Below are 21,721 nucleotides of genomic sequence, written 5' to 3'. Positions count from 1 at the left end.
GGTCACGATGACGGATCTCGGGTGTTGAGATTGTGATGCAGAGACACGGTGCCCCGGATCGCGAGCAACGCACAGCCGAGGTGACCACTGAGTCCGATTCCCCACACAAGCAGCCGGGATTGCGGGGGCGGCGCGTTTGTGCGGAGGGTGTCGACCAGTTGCACGATGGATTCAGCTGCGCCCAGATACACGTGGTGGCCGCGGCCGGTTGGCGGGAAACCGAGATATCGAGACACAAGGTCATTCAATCGACGGTCAACGTTGTGCCCGACCACGGCCGAGAGATCAATTGAACGAAGGTGGTGCCGCGTCAATATGTCGTCGATCATGGTCAGAAGCGCAGACGCCCAGTTCGCGTCGAGCGCTGCACCGGCGTATGTCGGCTGAATCGGGATCGGGTGAAGCGAACAGGTTGCCGCGTCGATTATCGCCAGTCCGCTGACGGCATCGGCGTGCCGCTCCACCAGGATGGCCCCGGCTGCGTCACCGTGCAGGATGCCGGGGCCGATCCAGCGCGAAAATGGTGGGCACCACTTCTCGGCTGCGACGATCAGAATGGCGTGGGTATCGGGTTCCGCGGCCAGGATGTCGGTGGCCAGTTGCAGCGCTGTAAAGAGCGATGCGCCCTGCTGTTGCGACACGGAGCACGGAAAGGACGCGGCGCCCACCAATGCGCCCAGGCGGCCGGCCGTTGTCGTTGAAACATGTTCGTTGAGACTGCAATGGCAGAACATCACGATGTCGATGGGCGCCGCACGCGGATCTCGCCTGCTGCAGATCACTTGCGCCACGCGCGCTGCGAGCCCTGATTGATCGACGTGTTGTTCGACCGGGATTCGAAATGTCCGAGGTTTTTTTGATCGTCTGGTGGTGAGATTATCTATCGCTGTCGCTGGCGATTCTTCGACCGCATCGTATTCCGGATGCCACGATTGGATCCACGCTGTCCAGCCAGAGGGTGCTGTCGCGAGAAGCGTGGCCTCGATCTTTTGCCAACGCTTGAGTGAGATGGCGGGGGGCACGTAGGCAGCGAGCGCCGTGATGGCGGGCGCATTCACGATACACCTGACGAGTCAGCTAAATCGTCTGGCAACAAATCGTAAAGGAGCCGACCGACTCGTACATCGTTGACGAGATGGCAGTCACGTTGCAACCCGATCAGGCGAAAGCCGAGTCGTGCGAGCAGACGCTGAGACGGTACGTTACTGTGGACGGCCCACGCCGTGATGCAATGCAGTTGATCGCGGTCGAACGTTTCATGCAGGAGTTGTCTTGAAGCATCGTACGCCATATCGGGGTAGGCGGGACGTTGCTTGTCCCGCAGTACCCAGAACGAACCCGTCGCGAAGCGGTGCGTGACATCGCTTACAGCGACCAGGCCACTTGGCGAGCGGCATCCGTCTGGCCCGAACATGCGTATGCGGTGTCGTCCAGTATTGAGCATCGCGTGCAGCGCAAGCGATGGCAAATCCTGTCGACCGAGCCCGAAATCGAACCATTGATTGATATCAGCTCGCGCAAACCACGCGGCGATTGCACCGACATCGTCGGAATCGGGTTCGCGCAACCAGCATCGCTCCGAGGCGTCGTTCGCCGCGTTCAGGCGAGGCCTTGGCGCGCTCATGCGATCGTTCATGCGCATGCTCCGTTCGCTCATCATGACTGCGCGGATGTCGTAAACGGCGCCAGTGCCGAATCGATTCGCATCAGCAACCACGCAAACCAATGATTGGTCTGGAAACGCGCGGCAGGCGGAAGTCCTTCGACGTACCCATGACCGCCGCAGAACTGGACCAGTTTGCGATTGACATCAGCCGATGTGGCGACGATGTGCCGCACGAGCTGGCGCACCAGCGATACCGGCAGCGGTGCACGCGCACTGGCCACGGAACGCAGAAATAGATGACTGCCGTGGGTCGCGATCAGCATATCGGCCAGGCGCGTGGCGACGAGCTGATGCGCCATCAGCGGCTTTTTAAAAGCTTGGCGAGATGTGCCATAGTCGAGTGCGAACTGCACACTATGCTGCATCGCGCCGATGGACAGTGCGCACAGGTAGAGGCCGATTTCGGTGAGCCATGTCTGCACGGGGCAAACGCCGTGTGGATCGCGTTGTTCGAGTGTCATGAGCGTCATGCACGGCGCGGTGGCCCCAAGCTCATCGACGCCGACTCGTTCGAGACAGAGCGTGCCCAGCGTCGCGACGCACTTGCCTTGCGAAAGCTTCGGATCGTTGAGTTGCTCGATCAGCGCGAGCTTTTGGCCATCGATACTGCTCCACAGCGTTTGCCCCCGTGTTACGGCTTTCGAGCGCAACCGCCAGAGTGTGGCGGATGCGCTATCCGGTACGGTCCATGCGATCGATGATTTGCCGTCGAAATAGTCCTGGATGTCGTGTACGGCAAGCCAGCCGAGCGCGTCATGCGCGCGCATCGTCATCAGTGCGGGCACACTTATGGTCAGCTCGGCCGCCCGCTCCAGGGGGCCCGCCGCGAGTGCGCTCACCACGAGTGCCAAGTCGTGGCGATCGATTGCCATGCCCCCGAGGTGTGCAGGCAGGATCATCGTGCCGAGTTCGAGCGTCGCGGCGAGCCGGATGGTTTCCTGCCACACCTCGTCCGATGCAGGCGCCGACAACAGAGGGACCAGTCGATCGCGCGCGAAGCGCTGGCTGGCTGCATAGAGATCGCGTTGCTCGTCGGTCCATGCCCACGATTCGGGTATCGGCTGCGGCGGCCGGGATGCAAAAGGCTGCATGGTGATTCTCCACGGGAGTGACGGCTGTCAGACGAGCATTTCGATCGCGTCGGGATGACCGAGGAAGCGGCTGGGGCTGGCCGAGCGTCCGTATGCCCCGGATTGCAAGACGACCACGAGATCGCCGATGTGGGCCTCGGGAAGCGGCACGTCGTGGGCGATTCGATCCAGCGGCGTGCACAGGCATCCGACAATGTGGCATCGCTCTCGTGGTGCTTCGCCCAGGCGATTGCCAAGCATCACGGGAAAATTGCGGCGCAGTACTTGCCCGAAATTCCCCGAAGCCGCGAGATGATGGTGCAGGCCGCCGTCGGTCACGAGAAACGTTTTGCCGCGGGAGACCTTGCGGTCGATGACGCGGCACACATAGATGCCAGCTTCGCCAACCAGATATCGACCCAGTTCGAGGATGAGACGGGTTCCCGGCAGATTTTCCGTGAATTGCGGCAGCCAGCTGCGCATCGCTTCGGCAATCGCCCCCAAGTCAAGCGGTGTCTCGCCCGGGAAATAGGGAATGCCGAAGCCGCCGCCCAGATTCACGAATCGCGGGGCGACGCGCCGCTCGGCCGCCAGTTTCATCACGAGGTCCGCACTTTGTCGTTGGGCCTGGATCACGGTTGGGGCGTGCAGGCATTGCGAGCCCCAGAACACGTGAAAACCGGCGAGGGCCGCATCGCGCGCATCGAGTTCACGCAGGAGCGCGGGCACTTGCTCCACATCAACGCCGAACGCAGCGGCGCCACCCCCCATGCGCATCCCGCTGCGATCGACGTGGAAGTCAGGGTTGATGCGAATGGCGATGTTGGGCTGCACACCGAGCTCCCAGCCGAGCGCTGTGACGAGATGCAATTGGGTGAGGGATTCGACGTGGACGTTCACACCGCTTGCGACGGCGCGACGTAATTCATCGCTCCCCTTGCCTGGACCCGCAAAGCCGATCCGATCGGCCGGCATGCCTGCATCGAGCGCAAGTGCCATTTCGGCTGCCGAGGCCACATCGAACCCGTCGATGCGTGTCGAAAGATGGTGGACAACAGCGGGCATCGGGTTGGCTTTGATCGAGTAGTGCAACAGGACGCCAGGCGGCAGCGCGTCGCGCAATGCGCGCACGCGAGCATCAATCGTTGCGCGATCGTACGCGAAGAAGGGCGTGCGTCCTGCGCGATCGGCAATGCGCCCGATCGTTGCGCCGCCGACGACCAGCACGCCGTCGCGCTCACTGAACGGATGGTTCACGAGCGCCTCCCTTCAATTCCATTGTTCGCCGCCGAGAATGAGGCGCGAAGGGCGCTGCGATCGAACTTGCCGTTCGGGTTGCGCGGAATGCTTTGCCGCACGACGATCTGATGCGGCACCATGTAGCGCGGCAGGTGCTGCGTGCACCAGTCTAGAAGCTTTTGGGCATCGAACAAAGCGTGAGCAGGCACGACGAGCAGGACGATTGCTTCGCCGAGTTCGTCATCGGGAACGCCGATGGCCAGCGCTTCCGCCACGAGATCGCTACCGTGGACGGTGTTCTCGATCTCTTCGGGGCTGATCCGGTATCCGGAGCTCTTGATTTGCGCGTCGTTGCGCGCGACGAAGTAGAGAAACCCCTCTTCGTCGCGCCGGACGAGGTCGCCGGACCAGACGGCGATGTCGCGTGGCGCGCCGCCCGGTTTTGGCTCTGGAGAGGGGCGATAGCGCTGCGCCGTGCGTGCTGCATCATTCCAGTAACCCAGTGTGACGCACGCGCCGACATGCACCAGCTCGCCGGTCTCGCCGGGTGCACAGGGCGAGCCGTCGGGACGAACGACCAGGATGCGGGCGTTCGGCACGGCTTTGCCGATCGAGTCGGGGCGGTGGTCCACCTCGCCAGGATCGAGAAACGTCGAGCGAAACGCTTCTGTCAGGCCGTACATCAGATACGGCAGTGCCTGCGGAAACAGCGTGCGCAATTGCTGCAGGACAGGGACCGGAAGCCGGCCACCGGTATTGGCGAAATAGCGCAGCGTGCTGCGCGCCGTTTCTGGCCACGTGGCGCGCGCCAGTTGCATCCAGAGTGGCGGCACGCCGGTGATGGCCGTAATGCGCTCGCGCTCACACGCGTTGACGACATCCTGCGCGCTCAGATAGTTGACGAGAACGGTCGCGGCACCGGCGGACCAGGCCGACGTGAGTTGACTCAGACCCGCGTCGAAACTGAGCGGCAGCACAGCGAGGATGCGGTCGGTGGCGGTGTGGTGAAGATAGTCGGCGACGCTCCAGGCCCCCTCGAGCAGGTTGCGGTGGCTGAGCATCACGCCTTTGGGAAGCCCGGTTGAGCCCGACGTATAGAGGATCGCGGCCAAATCGGTATCGATGCTGGATACCGCAGGAGCCACCGGCGCCGCCACGTCGATGTCCGTGTTTTCAGCGTCGCGCATGAAGTCGGGCCAGCGATGGACGTTGCTCGTGCTCGCCATGGACGGCTCTGCGGCGCCTGGGGGATCGACGATGATGATGTGTGGGACGTCGGGAACGCCGTTGTCGTGCAGCATGCGCGCTCGTAGCGCGGTCGTCACCAGGCAGCCCGCATCGCAGTCGCGTAGCACGTGCGCGACCTGCTCGGGCTTGAGCAGCGGATTGATGGGCACGAACACATGTGCGGCGGCAGCGGTGCCGAGCATCGATACGACGGTTTCGATGCGCTTGTCCAGAAAGATCGCGATACGCGCACCGGGCGCGCTGTCAAGCGACCAGAGCATACGCGCGAGCGCGTGCGCACGGCTTGCCAGCGCTCGATAGGTGACGCGCGTCGACCCGTACACCAGCGCCTCGGCATCTGGCGTCCGATGCGCGGCTGCATGAACAAGATCGAGGATATTTTTCATGGCGGTATAGGGGGAGCGTTGAAGGGACCTGCTGGACGGTTAGTGCCGTATCACCATGGCACCGAAGCAGCCGGAAAGACCGCAGGAAAACAGCAGCGACCAACCTCCGACATCCCGGTCGGCACAGGTGTGGAAATTGATGAATGGATCGGCGCCAAAGACGTGACCGATGCGGGCGAAGTTCGCGGTGTAAAGCCACTCTTCGGGGATGGAGAGCATTGCCATCAGTCGTGTCCATCCGGGCAGATTGACGTGATGGGGCAGTACGTGAGTGACATCGCCGGGCGTGATGCCGGCTTGCCGAATCGCGCTGCGCATGGTGGAAAATGCGGACCAGTAGTAGCGGTCGTCGGGTATGGGCTGCAGTTCGTCATCTGTGCCGCGAAAGAAGCGACCATCCGTGTACAGGTGCAAACCGGCAATGACGTCGTGAGTACCGTTTCGCTCCAGCAGCATGGCGCATGCGCCGTCGCTGTGCAGCGCGAGGTCCTGGATCGCCCGCAGTCGATCACATTCGGAGCCGATCACGTCGGCACACACGACGATCGCGCGCTCAACGGGGCGCGGCCGGGCACTTAGCGCATGGAGGACATGGATAGCCGCCATCGGCGAAACACAGTGCTGCTGTGCAATCGAGAAGGCCAGCGCTTGGCGCAGGCCCGTTTCGGACTGAATCTGTTGCAGCGTGCTGGCGGGCGGTGCGATGACGCTGGTCTGGATCGTGTGGGTATAGACGAGCGTGTCGACGGTCTCGGGTGCCGTGCCGGGTTGGCGCAGCAGGGCGGCAACAGCGCGGACGGCCAGCGCCACTGGCGACTCTCCCATCGCATCATGGAATTGCATCACACCGTTATCGATCAGGGCGCGGGCTCGGGCATCCGCATCCGGCAAGCGGCAGCGGGCCGCCCAGCGGTGCGTGTCGACGGTCTTTTCCGGCAGGCTGACCGCGACGCCGGAGAGCGAGAACTCGCAGGTTCCTACCGGCGCCATCATGGCGCATCTCCGCAGAATTCGAGCAGGGCGCAGCCGACCTGCCCCTGAAAGCCCGCCGACCAGACGAGCATGTGCTGGTGGCTCACGGGTGCGATCGAGCGCAGCAGACCATCGAGACGCACGGGAAGGTCCGCGACGCCGAAGCAGCCTGGCGCGTCCTCGTCGGCCCAGACGCGTTCGGCAGGCAGTGCGCAACGTACGCTGACTTCATGTATCAGTCGTGGGTTGATGGCGGCGGGCACAATCCAGTCAAGTTCCGCGGGACCCAACTCAACACGCGCGCAGGTCTCGCCGATGACGTGCGCGAGCGTCACCGTGTCGACGTAATTCGTTTCTGTCGCCAGCGGGTAAGCGCCGCATGGTGTCTGTATCGACAGGTGGCGCACGCACCATCCGGGACCCGGGCGCCGTGCGACCAACAAGGCCGCGGCACCGTCGCTCAAGACGGCGAGCGCGCCGACCCGGCGCGAGAAGGGTGCGCGCCAGCGCTCTGCCGCCACGATCAGGATCGTGCTCAATTGGGTGTCGGCCGCCATGAGAGCCATGGCTGCATCCAGCGCCATCAAGGGCGATACGCCATGAAGCAGACCGATGGCGAAGGGTGATCGGTTGGATCCGAGCGCGTGATGCAGGCGGCACGCACAGGAGAGCGCCAGGTCGTGTTCAAAACTATTGGCGCATACGATAATTTGGTCTGGCGGCGCGGTTTGCGCCGGAGGCAAGGCCGCGATCAGCGTCTGGGCGGCAGTGAGCGCCATGTCCGAGAGCGACAGGCAAGGCTCCGCGGCGACTACGCCCCCGGCTGCGAAACCGGCTCCGGATCGCGAGTCGCTGCTTGTAGCGGCCGGCGCGACACTATCGCGCCAGCGCAGCGTATCGGCATAGACGGCCTGCATGACGGTTTCCCGAGCCCTGTGCGTCGACGCGTGCAATTCGATGCGTGTGTCTGGCGAGAGGCGCGTGGACGGGATGTATCGCGCTGTCGCGACGATGCGCGGCTCGATACCGGCGAGGTCAATGGGATGAGACATGGGATTGGACGAACGCGACCAGATTATCGAAACGCAGGAACAGATCCGAGGACAGATCCTCCGGATTGAGCGTGAAACCGAAGCGCTGCTCGAGTTGCAGCAGCAGTTCCGTCATGTTCATCGAATCGATGCCGAGGTCGAACAGATTCGTGTCGTCGACGACGAGATCGGCGCTCAGGTTGCTGCCGAGCACCGACAGCAGGCAGGCTTTCACGGCGGCAGGAACGTCGGAGCGGGATGAGGCAGGATTCGAAGCCATGAACGATCTCCGGTAAGGGCATCAAAAGGTCGGGGACGTGCCGGATGGTGCGGGACACTGGGAGGTACCGGAAGCGACGTCCCAAGGCAGAGCGCTTGCCCGCTGCAGGGCACGGGCGATCATGAGTCGCTGCAGATCGCCGGTGCCTTCCATGATGTCGAAGGCCTTGGCGTCGCGATAACTTTGTTCGAGCGACGGGTAGGCGGCGATGCCGTCGAGGCCAGCGAGCTCAAGGGCTGTGTGGGTAATGCGGGCGGCCACGCGCGAGGCATAGGCCTTGGTGATCGACGCATCCATCGACGAAGCGACGCCGTAATCGAATTTCCAGGCAGCGTGGTGGCACAGCAAGTGCGCCGCGGTAATTTGCCGGTCGATGTCAAGAAGATGATTATTGACGTCCGCGGCGCGTAGGTGGATGTCGCGGGGATATCCGTCGGCGTCGAAGTAAGCCGCCAGGTCGTCGCGTACCCGTCGACATGTGCCGATCATGATCGACGAGAGTAGCGGCCGGAAATAGTCCCACGCATGCTGGGCGCCCGCGAATGCGTCGTCGAGCGGTCTTTCGTCGCCTCGGCAGAGAAGCGCGTCGTCCGGCACCTCGCAGTCGGCGTAAGTGAGCACGGCGAGCTGGCTCACGCGCAGGCCCGCCATTCGCTCGATACGGGTAACGCAGAAGCCGGGGGTATCGCTATCGACGCAAAATGCGCGAATGCCAAAGCGGCCCAATTGCCTGTTGACCGTGGCGAATGTGATCACGTAGTCGGCGCGGGCGCCATTGGTGATGAAGCACTTGGTACCGTTGAGCACCCAGCCGCGCGCGGTTTTGCGTGCCGTAGTCCGCATGGCTGTTGCATCGGATCCGCAGTCGGGTTCCGTGATGGCAAATGCTCCCCAGCGCGGGGTCGGGCTGTGAAAACGCTCAAAGAAGCGCGCCTGTTGCTGCGGGTGGGCAAGGGCCACGACCGGTGGCATCGCGAGTCCCGGCCCAGGCAGCGCGAGGGCGAGGCCCGCATCCGCATAACCGAGATACGCCATGACTGCGGTGCGCGACACCAGCGACTGAACCTCGGGACAGCCGCCATACGCGGACGGCACGAGGTTCAGGTTCAATGCGTGGATCTCGTCCGGCACCCAGAACGCGTCCGGGATGTGCCCGGTCTGATCGGCTTGCGTGCCATGCGCGCGCATGCGGGCTGCGAGCTGATCGAGGTGCAGACCGTGGGCGGCGAGCTTCGTTGCGAGTGCCGCGCACTCGGGATGCAGTCGTAGCGGTTGCACATACTGGGACATCGCGGATTCCCCCAAACATCGCGCGCGAGCGCCGGATGATCGACCTGCACGGGAACCCAGCGGGAGCCGTACCGATCGTTTGACCAGCAGCGTAGGGGGTTGCCGCGGGCATGGCTACCTCCGAACATGGGGAGGGTGCGGCTGGTAAGGCGCGGTTTGCTGCTCGCGTGGGATGCGGATATCCGATAATGGCGCCGGGATCAAACGAAGCACGACCAACGACGGACGTAACAATATGGCAGGGCGAAAGAAGACAACTGAGACGACGCCGCCGGTGCAGCCGAACAAACGGGGGCCGCGCGCCGTCAAGCGTGGCGATCAGGTCGCCGAGATGATCAAGCAATGGATCAATGATGGGCAGTTGCGGCCGGGCAAGCGCCTGAGCAAGGAGGCTGAACTGCAGCAACTATTCAATGTCAGCCGAGGCTCGATGCGTGACGCGCTCAAGGCCCTGGAGGTGCAAGGACTGGTGAGTCTGAGCACGGGCCCCGAGGGTGGTGCAACGATCACCCGCGTGCCTATTGCCCGAGCGTTTCAGTCGCTCCAGAACTTCCTGTTCTTTGAGAACATCACGCTCGAGGATCTCTACGCGGTGCGCCGCGTACTCGAGCCGCTGATGGCCGCCGGCGCAGTTGGTCATCTGACCGATACGGATTTTGAAGCACTTGAGCGTAGCGTTTCAGTTTGCGAGCCATTCATGGCCCGCCATGAGGACGCGCTCGATCAGCGCCACGAGGATATTCACTTCCATGATGTGTTGGCGGCGGCGCATCCCAACGCGTTTTTGCGTAGCTTGTGCCAGATCATCAATCAGATGCTTCACTCGTTGGTGATCGTCGCGGGGAACGTGACGCAAGCCGATTATCAGGCGTTTGGGCGACGGACCGTTGTTGCGCACCGTGCGATTCTGGATGCGGCGCGGCGGCGGGATGTCGAAGCCGTCCAACAGCTTATGGCGGCACATATGGAAGAAGCGGAGGCGCAGCTGCGCAAGGTTCATGCTGCTTTGCGGCAAAAGCTGGTGCTGGATTCGGAACTGGATTTGAATGCAGGGCGCGGTGCGGATTGAATGTTTCGGGAGAGTCGTTCGATCCGTCCCGAATATCGATGCTTCGCTTGGACGGGCAGACCCACGATCCGGCAAATTTCCGTACAAATCTTGATTTGACCGGCAAATTTCCGTACAATCGGACCAAGGAGGTGCTTTGTTATGGCAACAACCAGGTTTGAAGCTCGGATCGAATCGGACGTGCATGCCACGATCCGGCGCGCCGCCGAAATGCAGGGACGTACGATGACGGATTTTGTCATTTCCGCGGCTCGCGAGGCTGCTCAACGAGCGATTGCCGAAGCGGAAGTCATCCGGCTGTCCTTGTCAGATTCGCAACGGTTCGCCGATGCGCTCATTTCGCCGCCGGAGCCAGCAGACGCGCTCAAACGAGCGATCGCTAGTCACGACCGACTGTTGCGTGACGAATGAGTGGCGATCAATTCGTTGTCTCGGCTCTGGCTTCTCTTCATGACCGCTCTCAGTTCGAGTGCGGGTCAATCGCGCTCGATCGTTACCTTCGAGAACTGGTCACGCAAGATGTTCGTCGTCGGGTAGCAGCGTGTTTCGTGATGCTCGATGACAACGTGGTGGCCGGCTACTACACACTTTCCGCAGCAAGCATTGCACTTGCCGATTTGCCGCGAGACGTGGCTCGAAAGTTGCCGCGCTATCCCGCGGTTCCGGCGATACGCATGGGGCGACTGGCCGTCGATCTGAAATATCGTGGTCGCGGGTTAGGTGCCGCGCTACTCGTCAACGCATTGCGTCGCGCGGCGCAATCGGAGATTCCGGCTGTTGCATTGGCGGTCGATGCGAAAGACGAACGGGCCGCGGATTTCTATCGGCATTTCGGGTTTATCCAACTCGGTAGCGACCCGCTATCGCTCTTTCTTCCGCTGGCGACCGTCCGATAACAGCGACCGCATGCATGGACGGAGCGCGGGCGACCGGTTTCGATTCGCCCTTGATCAAGTCGAGGTCGCGCCGACGACGGACGTGGACAGAGCGCGCGTCATTTCCGAGAGGGGGGCACGTCCGAATGCGAGTTCGAGCACGTGACTTGCCCATAGGACTAATGCGTCTGCATGGCGCCCCCCGATAATCTGGATGCCAATGGGCAGATGCGTGGCTGTCATGCCGGCATAGAGGCTGGCAGCGGGTAGCCCCAACTGGTTACACCATGCCGTGAAGTGAGGAAACAGCTCGTTGCCCGACGACACTTCGGCGAGCGGCATGGCCACACGCGGATACACCGGGCAGATGAGGATGTCGTGTAGGTCGAAAAATGCATTGACCGCGGCACCGAGGTCGCCGCGCTCGATCAGCGCGCCTAGCAGGGCCTCCCGTGAGACGTCGTCTCCCGCGCGAGCATACGCCTGCAGCGACGGATCGAGCTCATCCCCGCAATTTGACAGATTCGACACGAGTTGCCGGCAACTCGCGCGCCACAGGGTGGTGTGGACGGCGTTGCATCGGTCGACGCCAGGCGGGTCGGCCGCCTGAACCTGCGCACCCAGTTCGCGGAACGTTGCTGCGGCGCGTATCACGGCGTCGTGAACCTCCGCTTCTACCGTGACGGGTAGACCAAGTGTGGAACTGCACGCAATGCGGATGCCGTTGGGGACTGGCTGGCACTGCAGCGCGCGTGCGTAATCGCCGCCGTCGTATGGCAGCGCGTACCAGTCGCGGCTGTCCGGGCGGCTGATCACCGTCAGGATGCGGGCTGCATCGTCGACGCAACGGGTCATGGGCCCGACATGGCTGAGCAACCCGAATGGGCCGCGGGGCGCATGGGGCACGCGCCCAAAGCTGGGTTTGAATCCGAAGATTCCGGTGAATGCGGCGGGGATGCGAATTGAACCACCGCCATCTGTTCCGATGGCTGCGGGGCCCATTCCGAGCGCGACTGCCGCCGCGGCGCCGCCACTGCTTCCGCCGGGCGTACGAGTGAGATCCCAAGGGTTGTGCGTGGTGCCCGTGAGCGGGCTGTCGGTGACGATCTTGTGCGCGAAGTCGGGCAAGGTGGTCTTGGCAAAACAGATTGCGCCAGCCTCGCGCAGTCTGGCAACGCAGGGGCTGTCCGACTGGGCCGCTTCGCGGGTGGTAGCGCGCGAACCAAAACGCGTTGGTACGCCGGCGATGGAAATGTTGTCCTTGATGCTGACAGGGATGCCGTCGAGTGGACTGAGCGGCACACCTTGTCGCCATCGGGCTTCCGATGCGCGCGCCATATCTAGCGCGGTGTCTGAAAGCTGGCAGAGCGCGTTGACTGCGGGATCGAGCAACTGGCTGCGTTCGAGCACGTCGCGCATGACCTCGACCGGCGATATCTCGCCGTTTTCGTAAAGCATGCTGAGCTCACGCACAGTCAGCTCGCAAAGGTTACCGTCCATGGGATCTCAAATTAATTATAATAAATTAACGGTAGGCGCGATCGCGACGGATGTCAAGCGAAGGTGTAGCTTGGTCATTCTACGGAAATTATGGGGTAAACGCGATGCAGGTTCGCGTTGACAGGAGATTTCTGGGCTCGTAGATTGATGATAATAAATTGGAGTTGATTCGGAATCGCTGGATGATGGTTTGCGGTGCATGAGCATGACCGGACGCTCCATTTGCGATGGGGCGGCGAGTGTTATCGTTTCGGATAGGGGCTTTGATGCGCGTGCGACGCGATGGCCGCGGGAAATGCCGATGCGCTGAGGCAGCTGATTAGACGCGTACGAAACTGACCGATGAGTGTGTCACTCTTGCGTGAGTGCTTCAGCACTGGCGATGAGTGCTCGTTTCTTTTCCTTGCTGAGTCGACCCGCGATGGCAAGCAGACTGGCGAGCAGGTCGTCTTCCTCATAGAGGAAGCTCGTGGGTACAAGCAATGCGCGGGCGAGACGCTGGCTGGTCTGAATCGTAGGGGTATGCTTGCCCTTTTCGTACTGGTTGACTCGGGCGCTAGCAGAAAACTCGTCGATTCCTGCTTGGATGCCGAGCTGTTCCTGCGTGAGGCCCGAGCGCAGGCGCGCCTGTTTCAGGCGCTGGGAAAACACGGAGGGTATCGTTGTGTCGCCGGGCATTCTCGAAGTTTCCAAGAATTGCTCGCCGTTTTTGCTAAGTAACTCTTAGTCTGTGTGCTAAGAGTTACTTGATCTTTGTAGGAGGAACAGGAGCTTGTACTAATGCTTCAGCGCATTTGAGAAGGGCTTTCTTTTTTTCACGGGGCAACTTTGCTGCCGTGGCGAGGAGATTCGCGAGCAGGTCATCGTCTTCGTAAAGAAAGCTGGTCGGGACGTGCAGCGCACTGGCAAGCCGTTGGCCCATCTGCAACTTGGGCGTATGCTTACCTTTTTCGTATTGATTGATACGCGCACTAGCTGAAAATTCGTCAATTCCCGCCTCGATACCGAGCTGCTCTTGAGTGAGGCCCGAGCGTAGTCGAGCCTGTTTCAGGCGCTTTGAGAAAGTCGAGGATGTCGATGTGTTCCGAGGCATCCTAAGAGGTTCTTTGTTTTTTTTGTGCTTTTTACTAAGCTTTTCTTAGTCTATAAACTAAGAAAAGCTTAGCTTTGGGGCGGAGGTATGGTTCGTCGATCTGATATGGCGATCGTCAGGCAGCTCTTCGAGCCGGACAGGATTGGCGCAGCGGACACGGAAAGAGGACTGGTAGCGATGACAACAATCTTCAACATTCTTGGTTATGTAAGCATTCTGGCTCTGGTGGCGCTCGGGCTCGCGATCATATTCGGCATGATGGACATCGTGAATCTTGCGCATGCCGAATGGGTCACGATCGGTGCCTATACGTTAGCGATTGTGCAGTCGATAGGCGGGCCGCAGGCATTCTGGTTCGCCTTGTTTGCGGCGCCTGCGGTCGGTGCAGTACTCGGATGGTGCCTGGAGCGCCTGGTCATCCGATTGCTCTATGAAAGGCCCCTCCATACGCTGCTGGCGACGTACGCGGTCAGCTTGATCGTTCAGAAGGCGCTGGAGCTTGTGTTCGGCACGCAGCCGATGCGGGTGTATGCGCCAATCAACGGGGCACTTGCCGTGCCCGGCGGCAGCTACCCGATGTATCGGCTGTTCGTAATTGGCGTGGCGTTAACGGTGACTGCGGGATGCTGGCTGATTTTTGCTTGTACGCGCTTCGGTACCCAACTACGCGCCGTGATCCAACATCCTGCGATGGCCGAGGCAGTCGGCATCGATACCCGGTACCTGAATCGAATGGCCTTTTGCGGTGGCGCTGCGCTGGCCTCGCTGGCAGGCGTGCTGGTCGCTCCAATGGTTTCCGTGGAGTCCCATCTCGGCGTGGCCTATCTCGCCAAGGCATTTTTCGTGATCGTTCTGGGCGGCATCGGATCGATCGTTGGCAGTCTGGTCGGCAGTGCGTTCGTCGGCACCGTGGAAACGTTGCTTAGCTATCGCGTCGACCCTTCACTCGCCTCGGCTCTGGTGTTGGTTCTGTCCATCGTTTTGATCCGTTTCAGGCCGCAGGGTCTGGTTCCTGGATTCAGCGCCGCTCATCAGCTCCTCGGTAAAGGTTAAGTCATGCTTCGACATTCCCTTGCTCAAATACGCCTCATGCAGCGTCATCGGACGCTTGGCCGCGACGACTTCTCGCCTATCACAACATGGGTGGCAATTGCCGTAGCGGCGGTGATCCTCCCGCTGTGTTTGGGATCGTATCAGCTATCGACAGTGCGAGATGCACTGATCATGGGGCTCCTCGGACTCAGCTATGACTTGCTCTGGGGTAGAGCGGGTGTCCTCACACTGGGGCACACCACGTTCTTCGGCTTGGGTGCCTACGGTTTCGCGGTCGCCACGACGCAGTTTGGCCAGACGCCGGCCGTCGGGATGGCTGTTGGATTGGTATGTGCGATGTCGGTCGCGGCGGTGCTGGGGTACTTCCTACTTTTTGCGGGCGTCAGGCTGCACTTTTTCGCGATTATCAGCATGGCGGTCCTGATCATCGCCCAGCAACTGGCGACGAGCTGGCAGTCGGTGACAGGGGGCGACACAGGCATGCTGGGCATTCCGGGCTTGTCCTTCACGCTGGCCGGCTTCGCGGTTGATCTGAGCGGCTCAAGGAAATCCTGGTACGCCGTTGCGACGGTTCTCTTGGTGGGCCTGTTCGTGACATGGTTCGCCTGCCGCAGCCAGTACGGCAAGATCCTCGCTGCGATCGCAACCAACGAATGGCGTGCGCAAGCCTGTGGGTATCACACATCGTGGCATTTGTTGCGTGTGTTCGTCGCATCGGCGGCGATGGCGGCTATCGCAGGAGCGCTGATGGCCGCATGTTCGGGCGTGGTGGCACCGGACGTGTTTTCTCCGGTGCTGGCCACCGAGGTCATTCTCTGGGTCGCCGTCGGTGGTCGCGGCACCCTCGGCGGCCCGATGGTGGCGGCAGTAGCGCTCACGCTGTTCAAACAGTCCGTCTCGAGTTTCAGCACCGAGTGGTGGCCCCTGATGCTCGCGGCGCTCTTCCTCGGTTGCATTCTGTTCCTGCCGAACGGTGTGCGCATGCGCGGCATAGCCACACACGCATACCGGATTGCTCGCCGGTGCGCGGCGCGTATGACCTTGCGCCGCACAAGCCACGTAGAAGGGGGACGAGGATGAGCGAGCCGTTGATGAAGGGTGTTGGGCTGCAGCGCGCATTTGGCGGCATCCACGCGGTCGACGATATCGATGTGTCGATCGGAGCGCGTGACCTGCTCTGTGTGATCGGGCCGAACGGTGCCGGCAAAAGCACATTGGTCGGGCTGTTGTCAGGCGCAATCCGCCCCGGGGCAGGCGAGCTGTATTTCGACGGCGAACGTATGACGGGTCGACCGATGCATCAGTTCTGCCGGCGCGGCGTCGTGCGCAAATTTCAGGGGACCAATACATTCCTGTCGATGAGCGTGCGGGACAACCTGCTCGTGGCAGGGCTTGGGGTGACGCGTTACCGGAAGTCACCGATGCCCGATCCCGAGGCGATCCTCGAAGAAATCGGGCTATCGGTTCAGGCAGACCTGCCGGCCGCAACTTTGCCGCACGGTGAGCGACAGTGGCTCGAAATCGGCATGACATTGATGTGCCAGCCGGCGTTGCTGCTGCTCGATGAACCGGCTGCAGGCTTGTCGGGAAACGACACGAAACGCCTGGTGCGCCTCATTCACCGATTACGCGAGCGTTGCGCCGTGCTGGCCATCGAACACGATCTGGCGTTTGTGCAGGCGCTTCAATGCGAAACCTGGGTCATGCATCGCGGGCAGATCGTGCGGCAGGGTACTTACGACGATATCGCGCGAGACGAGGAAATCCGACGAATCTATCTGGGGCAAGGGGCGACGTATGCTGCACATTGAGCAACTGTCTGGTGGCTATGGTGATGCGGATGTCCTTCACCAGATCGACCTCGACGTGCTGCCCAACGAGGTCGTGGGCGTGCTGGGATGCAATGGAGCGGGCAAGACGACGCTGGTCAAGGCAATCATGGGCTTGCTACCCCGCGTGAGCGGCCAGGTGGGCTTTCTCGGGCAGTCCATCATCGGCCTGCGTACCCATCAGATTGCGCGTAGCGGGATTGGGCTGGTTCCCCAGGGGCGCTGGATTTTTCCGAAACTGACCGTGCGAGAGAATCTCGTGATGGGCACGCAGGCTGCCGGCGGCGGCGACATCCTGGACGAGGTGTTCGAGTACTTTCCCGTGCTGAAGTCCCGGCTTGCCCAACAGGGCGGCACGCTATCGGGCGGCGAGCAGCAGGTGCTGGCCATTGCGCGCGCCTTGTGCGGCAGACCGAAATTGCTGCTGCTCGACGAGCCCTCTGACGGCGTGCAACCAAATCTCGTCGAACTGATCGGCGAGATCATTCCGACGCTGTGCCGCCGATCGCAACTGGCCGTGCTGCTGGTCGAACAAAACCTCGATCTCGTGCTGCGCAGCGCGCAGCGATGCATCGTACTCAAGAGCGGGCGGCTCGTTCACGCTGGCGACGTCGGGCCTCGGCGCGGTGACGTGGATGCGCATCCACTTGCCCAATATCTGGCGCCGGCCGGCGACACTGAACCAAATTTCCACCTGGACGAGCTCCGATGAAGACCATCCTGACCCGCCGTGACTTTTCTAGAACCATATTACGAGGTGCTGCCAGCGCGCTGGCAGTGTCGGTCGTCCCGTCATTCGCACGCGCTGCGACGCCGCTCAAAATCGGACTGCTCGCGCCATTAAGCGGTCCATTGACACGAGTGGGTGAAACGAACCGTAATTGCGCGGGGTTGGCCATTGACGAGATCAATGCAGCAGGCGGATTGCTCGGCCGGCCGCTGGAGCTGAAGATCGAAGATACGCAGATGTCGACAGCTGTCACACTCCAGAAAGCGCAGCAACTCTTCATGCGCGATGAGGTGGCAATGGTCACCGGCATGGTGTTGCCATCGGAGCGGGAGGCTGCGCTGCAGGCGGCCAAAGCCGCCGGCCGTCTCGTCGTCTATCCCAATTTCGACGAGGGGCGCTGTCATCCTCAGCTCATTACTACTGGCTTGACTACCAACCAACGGGTGGATGCGTTGATCGCGTGGCTGATGCGTGGGGGCGGACGAACCGTGTGTGCAGTGGTGTCGGATATCGGCAGCAACCGCAAGGTGCTGGTGCCCCAACTGCAAGCCGCGGTGGCACGTCACGGTGGGCGGGTGCTCAGCGTGTATTGGCTGCCTTTCGGCACGCGCGACTACGGGGCGGTTCTTCAGCAGGTCGCCAATCAGTCGCCCCAGGTCGTGTGGCATAGCATTGGCGACGATCCCGTGACCTTCGTCAAGCAATACCGGTCTTTTGCGATGAAGCCGCAGCTCGTGACCGATATCGCACACGAGTCGCTGTCAATTGCAACCACGGGGGCGTCAACCGACATCATCGGCGTGTCCTCGTACTTCATGAGCATCGACAATCCCGAAAACCGGAGTTTCCTCGCACGCTATACCGAGCGCCATGCGAGTGCACGGGACCCGCGACTGGGGCGGTATGCGGTCGTCATGCCGCACGGCGAAAACACGTATGCGGGTATTTGCCTGTTTGCACAGGCAGTGCGAATGGCAGGCAGCATCGATGCCGCTCGCGTGAAGGCGGCGCTGCCCGGCGTTTCGCTTGCCCTGCCGCGCGGGAAAACCGGTGTGAGTCAGGACGGAGGCCACGTGCTGTGTCTGACACGCATCGGACGAGCATTGGCGGATGACAGCTTTGCGCTTCTTGACTCGATGGGGCCCATCAAGCCGATTTGTCAGGGATAGGGGCAACGAGAATACGAGATATTTTCTTTCAATCGATATATTTAGGAGTACGTATGGATGATTTGCTCTCGATGAGTGGCAGTCAGTTGATTGCGGCATTCAGGCGTCGTGCGCTGTCGCCGGTCGAAGTCATGGCTGTCGTGCTGGATCACGCGACGCAGTTTAATCGACAGGTCAACTGCTTATGTTGCATTGACGAAGAGGGCGCGCTTGCGACCGCACGTGAATCAGAGCAGCGCTGGATGCGAAACGAACCGTGCGGATTGCTGGACGGTGTGCCGGTCTCGGTCAAGGATTTGGTAGCAGTGCGGGGCATGCCGACACGGTACGGCTCGCTGGTGTCTTCGGCTGGTGCCGAGCAGGAGGATGCGCCTGCTGTCCGACGGCTGCGGCACGCCGGCGCGTTGTTGTTCGGTAAGGCTACAACGTCGGAATACGGCAACAAGATCGTCACGGACAGCCCGCTCACCGGCATCACCCGCAATCCGTGGAACACGCACGTCACGTCAGGCGGCAGCAGCGGTGGGTCGGCGGTGGCCGTCGCGTTCGGCATGGGGCCGCTTTCGCTGGCAACGGATGGCGGTGGCTCCATCCGTGTTCCTGCTTGCTGGAGCGGTGTAGTGGGATTCAAACCGTCCTTCGGGATGGTGCCGACAGGCACCGAAGGGTCATGGACGTCCTTGTCGACATTGGGACCGATCGCCCGCAACGTCAGCGATGCGGCGCTGATGCTCACCGTGATGGCACGCGCGCAGCACATGCAGGATCCGCTCATGTCGTGCTGTCGAGATTGGCGCATCGGGCTCGACGCCGGTGTTGCGGGGCTTCGTGTCGCGTACTGCGCCGCACCGGCCGGCGTTCGGGTTGAGCCGGCGATTGCCGACTGCGTTGGGCAAGGCGTTGCCGTAATTGAAACGCTGGGGGCGCACGTCGAGGAGGCGGAGATAGCGCCACTTGGCGGCTATCTGAAGAGTCGCATGCATTCGATTCAGTGGTCCGTGTTTTTTGCTCAACGGATCCGACAACTCGACGAACACGCACAGGCGCAACTTGATCCGGATGTCCGTACATTAGCCGAGAGCGGTGCACGGGAAACGACGTTCTCCCTCGTCGATGCGTTGCAAGCGCGTCATGCGCTGACTGTCGCAATGACCGAATTCTTCGAGCATTACGACCTGTTGGTGACGCCAACCTTTCATTGCGGTCCACCACCCGTACCGGGGCTGCCTGAAGAACTACGTGGAGCGCCGCCGCTGACGTCGTGGTGCAACCAGACTGGTTTTCCGGCGGTGAGCGTGCCTTGCGGGTTGCCGGCAGGAATGCCGACCGGACTGCAGATCATTGGGCCCCGTGGAGCGGACGCGCGGGTGCTGCGCGTCGCGCGTGCTTATGAATCGGCGAGAGGACCGTTTCCGATGCCGGGGCGAGCACGCGATCGCCAGATCGCCGAGGTAGAGGCGCAACCATGACGGCACAGATCGAGAAAATCATCGTCCACCTGGTTGGGCGTCATCGGGAACTCGGGGTGCCAATTGAGCCGATACACCGGCAGGCGGTGGCGGCGGCCGTCCTGCGGCTCAACGATTTGCGCGTGGACAGCGCCCTCGAGCCGCTCTATGACATCGGTGCGGAGCTCGGCACGCTGCTGACGGCGCGCGCGATACAGGCACTGGCTGTGACGCCGGAGGTCATTCAGGGCTACGGCAAGGCCGCGATCGTGGGCACGGCCGTGCCGCTCGAGTGTGGTGCAGCACTGTTGCATCCGCGTCTCGGCAAGGCAGTACGTGCTCGCCTGCCCGGCGCGACATCGATCATGCCGTCGGTTACCAAACGTGGGGCGCCGGGCGCGAGCGTTGATATTCCGCTGCACGGCGTCGCAGACATGTGGAACTTCGATCTCTTCGACACGGTGTCGCTGACGATAGCGGATTCACCCGCACCAGACGAAATCGTGGTGGCAATCGCGTTGTCAGACCGTGGCCGGCCGCTGGCTCGCGTGCGGCCGGATTGAACCGTACCTGATACCAGCACCGCAACAAAAAGAACATCGACGAAAAGGAGACAATATGCAGAAATCGCTTCGGGGTACAACGACGGTGCTGACGTTGGCGTTGGCCACGACAACCGGCATGGCACACGCACAATCATCGGTAGCGCTTTATGGGCTCGCCGACGCCTTTGTAGGTGAGTTGCATCCGGCCGGCGCATTGGGCAGTGCCTGGCAGGTCGGATCGGGCGGCATGACAACGTCTTACTGGGGGATGTCCGGTTCAGAGGACTTGGGCGGTGGTCTGAAGGCCGTGTTCACGCTGGAGAGTTTTTTCCGGATGAACGGCGGTCAGATCGGTTCCTTCAACGGGCAGGCATTTTTCGGGCGCAATGCCTTCGTTGGTCTGGGTGGCCATTTCGGGGAATTGACGCTCGGACGCAATACCGCGCCGCTGTTTGTGTCGACGTTGCTTTTCAATCCGTTCGTGAATTCCTTCGTTTTCTCGCCAATCGTCGTGCATAGTAACCTCGGCTCGGCCATGGGCAGCGCATCATTACAGAGCGACACGGCGATCGATAACTCGGTGCTTTACCAGACGCCGGAGGTTGGCGGTTTGTCGGGAAGCGTGCTTTACAGTAACGCCGGTGTTGCCGGCCATGTCGGCCAGGCGAACTACAGCGCGAACGTACTGTATTTCGCGGGCCCGTTTTCGGCGACGGCTGCCGTGCAGAGCCTACATACGGCCTCGCTGTTTCTTAACGGCGCGACGGCGCAGACCGCGTGGCTAATCGGTAGCGCATATCGATTCCGCGCAATCAAGGTGTTTGCGCAGTACGAGCGCGTTGACAACAACAATCACGTCACGGACGACACCGTGCAAGTGGGCGCGAGTATTCGAACGGGGATCGGGAGCGTCCTGGTATCGTGGGCCGGAACTCAGCGACGACCCGCGGCGGGTGATCATATCCACTGGTCGACGGCAGCGCTGGGTTACGACTACCCGCTCTCGAAGCGGACCGATATGTACGCGGCCTGGCGTTACGACACGATCTCCCATGTGTCGTCAGGCAACAGCGTGGGTGCTGGGATACGAATGAAATTTTGAGTAGCGCCGGCTGTTCTGGTCGAAAGCGGCCGGGTGAGGCATCCGGCCGCAGCAGCGGTAAGCCATGATCGTTCAGTTTGCTCGAACCCAAATCTCAGCCTGAATGCTTGGAGGCGCGACCGATGC

Annotated in this window: 23 protein-coding genes; 11 read left to right on the top strand and 12 right to left on the bottom strand. The window is 61.7% G+C overall.

Translation table 11 applies throughout. From position 1 onward, the window contains the following. Positions 1-2: 2 nt before the first annotated feature. From BT264_RS34530 to BT264_RS34490, 9 genes are read right to left on the bottom strand one after another with little or no spacing between them, the layout of a single operon-like run. Positions 3-1,058 (bottom strand): hypothetical protein, encoded by a 1,056-nt coding sequence (locus BT264_RS34530; RefSeq protein WP_072445073.1) that lies wholly within the window; start codon positions 1,056-1,058, stop codon positions 3-5. Next, entirely contained in the window at positions 1,055-1,636 is a 582-nt protein-coding gene (locus tag BT264_RS34525; RefSeq protein ID WP_371287141.1) for a GNAT family N-acetyltransferase, read from the bottom strand. The genes BT264_RS34530 and BT264_RS34525 overlap by 4 nt, the downstream gene beginning before the upstream one ends. 20 nt (positions 1,637-1,656) lie before the next feature. Then, positions 1,657-2,757, bottom strand: coding sequence for an acyl-CoA dehydrogenase family protein (locus tag BT264_RS34520; RefSeq protein ID WP_072445069.1), 1,101 nt, complete (start codon positions 2,755-2,757; stop codon positions 1,657-1,659). 27 nt (positions 2,758-2,784) lie between these two features. Next, positions 2,785-3,993: a pyridoxal-dependent decarboxylase, exosortase A system-associated gene (locus BT264_RS34515; protein ID WP_072445067.1), complete on the bottom strand. Its 1,209-nt coding sequence runs from the start codon at positions 3,991-3,993 to the stop codon at positions 2,785-2,787. Further along, positions 3,990-5,609, bottom strand: coding sequence for an acyl-CoA ligase (AMP-forming), exosortase A system-associated (locus tag BT264_RS34510; protein ID WP_072445065.1), 1,620 nt, complete (start codon positions 5,607-5,609; stop codon positions 3,990-3,992). The genes BT264_RS34515 and BT264_RS34510 overlap by 4 nt, the downstream gene beginning before the upstream one ends. A gap of 39 nt (positions 5,610-5,648) precedes the next feature. Continuing rightward, on the bottom strand, positions 5,649-6,602 hold the full coding sequence (locus tag BT264_RS34505) for a 3-oxoacyl-[acyl-carrier-protein] synthase III C-terminal domain-containing protein (protein WP_072445063.1): 954 nt from the start codon (positions 6,600-6,602) through the stop codon (positions 5,649-5,651). Beyond that, a complete protein-coding gene (locus BT264_RS34500) occupies positions 6,599-7,633 on the bottom strand; it encodes a 3-oxoacyl-[acyl-carrier-protein] synthase III C-terminal domain-containing protein (protein WP_072445061.1) in 1,035 nt (344 codons plus the stop codon). The genes BT264_RS34505 and BT264_RS34500 overlap by 4 nt, the downstream gene beginning before the upstream one ends. After that, entirely contained in the window at positions 7,617-7,892 is a 276-nt protein-coding gene (locus BT264_RS34495; RefSeq protein ID WP_072445059.1) for an acyl carrier protein, read from the bottom strand. Before BT264_RS34495 ends, BT264_RS34500 begins: the two co-directional genes overlap by 17 nt. Before the next feature lie 21 nt (positions 7,893-7,913). Next, positions 7,914-9,182 carry an acyl-CoA dehydrogenase family protein gene (locus BT264_RS34490; protein ID WP_072445057.1) on the bottom strand — a complete coding sequence of 423 codons (1,269 nt, stop codon included), beginning with the start codon at positions 9,180-9,182 and terminating at the stop codon, positions 7,914-7,916. Positions 9,183-9,417: 235 nt separating this feature from the next. Between BT264_RS34490 and BT264_RS34485 the strand changes: the two genes are divergently transcribed. The 3 genes from BT264_RS34485 to BT264_RS34475 all read left to right on the top strand — a co-directional run bounded on the left by BT264_RS34485 (position 9,418) and on the right by BT264_RS34475 (position 11,147). Further along, positions 9,418-10,251: a FadR/GntR family transcriptional regulator gene (locus tag BT264_RS34485; protein ID WP_072445055.1), complete on the top strand. Its 834-nt coding sequence runs from the start codon at positions 9,418-9,420 to the stop codon at positions 10,249-10,251. Between the two features lie 141 nt (positions 10,252-10,392). Next, on the top strand, positions 10,393-10,662 hold the full coding sequence (locus tag BT264_RS34480) for a type II toxin-antitoxin system TacA family antitoxin (protein WP_072445053.1): 270 nt from the start codon (positions 10,393-10,395) through the stop codon (positions 10,660-10,662). Further along, the gene (locus BT264_RS34475) at positions 10,659-11,147 is read left to right on the top strand and encodes a GNAT family N-acetyltransferase (RefSeq protein WP_072445051.1); all 489 of its coding nucleotides are present in this window, start codon (positions 10,659-10,661) and stop codon (positions 11,145-11,147) included. The genes BT264_RS34480 and BT264_RS34475 overlap by 4 nt, the downstream gene beginning before the upstream one ends. Before the next feature lie 54 nt (positions 11,148-11,201). Here the strand turns inward: BT264_RS34475 and BT264_RS34470 are convergent, their stop codons facing one another. The 3 genes from BT264_RS34470 to BT264_RS34460 form a co-directional block, all read right to left on the bottom strand. Next, positions 11,202-12,626: an amidase family protein gene (locus BT264_RS34470; RefSeq protein ID WP_072445049.1), complete on the bottom strand. Its 1,425-nt coding sequence runs from the start codon at positions 12,624-12,626 to the stop codon at positions 11,202-11,204. A gap of 351 nt (positions 12,627-12,977) precedes the next feature. Beyond that, on the bottom strand, positions 12,978-13,304 hold the full coding sequence (locus BT264_RS34465; protein WP_072445047.1) for a helix-turn-helix domain-containing protein: 327 nt from the start codon (positions 13,302-13,304) through the stop codon (positions 12,978-12,980). A gap of 64 nt (positions 13,305-13,368) precedes the next feature. Beyond that, entirely contained in the window at positions 13,369-13,719 is a 351-nt protein-coding gene (locus tag BT264_RS34460) for a helix-turn-helix transcriptional regulator (protein WP_072445045.1), read from the bottom strand. 177 nt (positions 13,720-13,896) lie between these two features. Here BT264_RS34460 and BT264_RS34455 point away from each other — a divergent pair, with 177 nt between their 5' ends. The 8 genes from BT264_RS34455 to BT264_RS34420 are packed head-to-tail and all read left to right on the top strand — an operon-like array spanning position 13,897 to position 21,595. Then, the gene (locus BT264_RS34455) at positions 13,897-14,772 is read left to right on the top strand and encodes a branched-chain amino acid ABC transporter permease (protein WP_072445096.1); all 876 of its coding nucleotides are present in this window, start codon (positions 13,897-13,899) and stop codon (positions 14,770-14,772) included. A gap of 3 nt (positions 14,773-14,775) precedes the next feature. After that, positions 14,776-15,852, top strand: a complete 1,077-nt coding sequence (locus BT264_RS34450; protein WP_072445043.1) for a branched-chain amino acid ABC transporter permease — start codon at positions 14,776-14,778, stop codon at positions 15,850-15,852. Next, on the top strand, positions 15,849-16,583 hold the full coding sequence (locus BT264_RS34445) for an ABC transporter ATP-binding protein (protein ID WP_072445042.1): 735 nt from the start codon (positions 15,849-15,851) through the stop codon (positions 16,581-16,583). The genes BT264_RS34450 and BT264_RS34445 overlap by 4 nt, the downstream gene beginning before the upstream one ends. Next, complete coding sequence (locus BT264_RS34440) at positions 16,570-17,313, top strand: ABC transporter ATP-binding protein (protein ID WP_072445040.1); 744 nt, start codon at positions 16,570-16,572, stop codon at positions 17,311-17,313. Before BT264_RS34445 ends, BT264_RS34440 begins: the two co-directional genes overlap by 14 nt. A gap of 8 nt (positions 17,314-17,321) precedes the next feature. After that, positions 17,322-18,500, top strand: coding sequence for an ABC transporter substrate-binding protein (locus tag BT264_RS34435; RefSeq protein ID WP_072445092.1), 1,179 nt, complete (start codon positions 17,322-17,324; stop codon positions 18,498-18,500). Between the two features lie 53 nt (positions 18,501-18,553). Beyond that, on the top strand, positions 18,554-19,969 hold the full coding sequence (locus BT264_RS34430; protein WP_072445038.1) for an amidase family protein: 1,416 nt from the start codon (positions 18,554-18,556) through the stop codon (positions 19,967-19,969). Beyond that, positions 19,966-20,511, top strand: a complete 546-nt coding sequence (locus BT264_RS34425) for an amino acid synthesis family protein (RefSeq protein WP_072445036.1) — start codon at positions 19,966-19,968, stop codon at positions 20,509-20,511. The genes BT264_RS34430 and BT264_RS34425 overlap by 4 nt, the downstream gene beginning before the upstream one ends. Positions 20,512-20,566: 55 nt before the next feature. After that, entirely contained in the window at positions 20,567-21,595 is a 1,029-nt protein-coding gene (locus tag BT264_RS34420; protein ID WP_072445034.1) for a porin, read from the top strand. The last annotated feature ends 126 nt before the right edge of the window (positions 21,596-21,721 follow it).

It is taken from the genome of Burkholderia sp. NFPP32 (genome assembly GCF_900119325.1).
GTDB classification, from domain to species: domain Bacteria; phylum Pseudomonadota; class Gammaproteobacteria; order Burkholderiales; family Burkholderiaceae; genus Burkholderia; species Burkholderia pyrrocinia_C.
The sequence above is the reverse complement of the archived record's forward strand: the minus strand, read 5'-3'. Positions and strand labels throughout refer to the sequence as shown.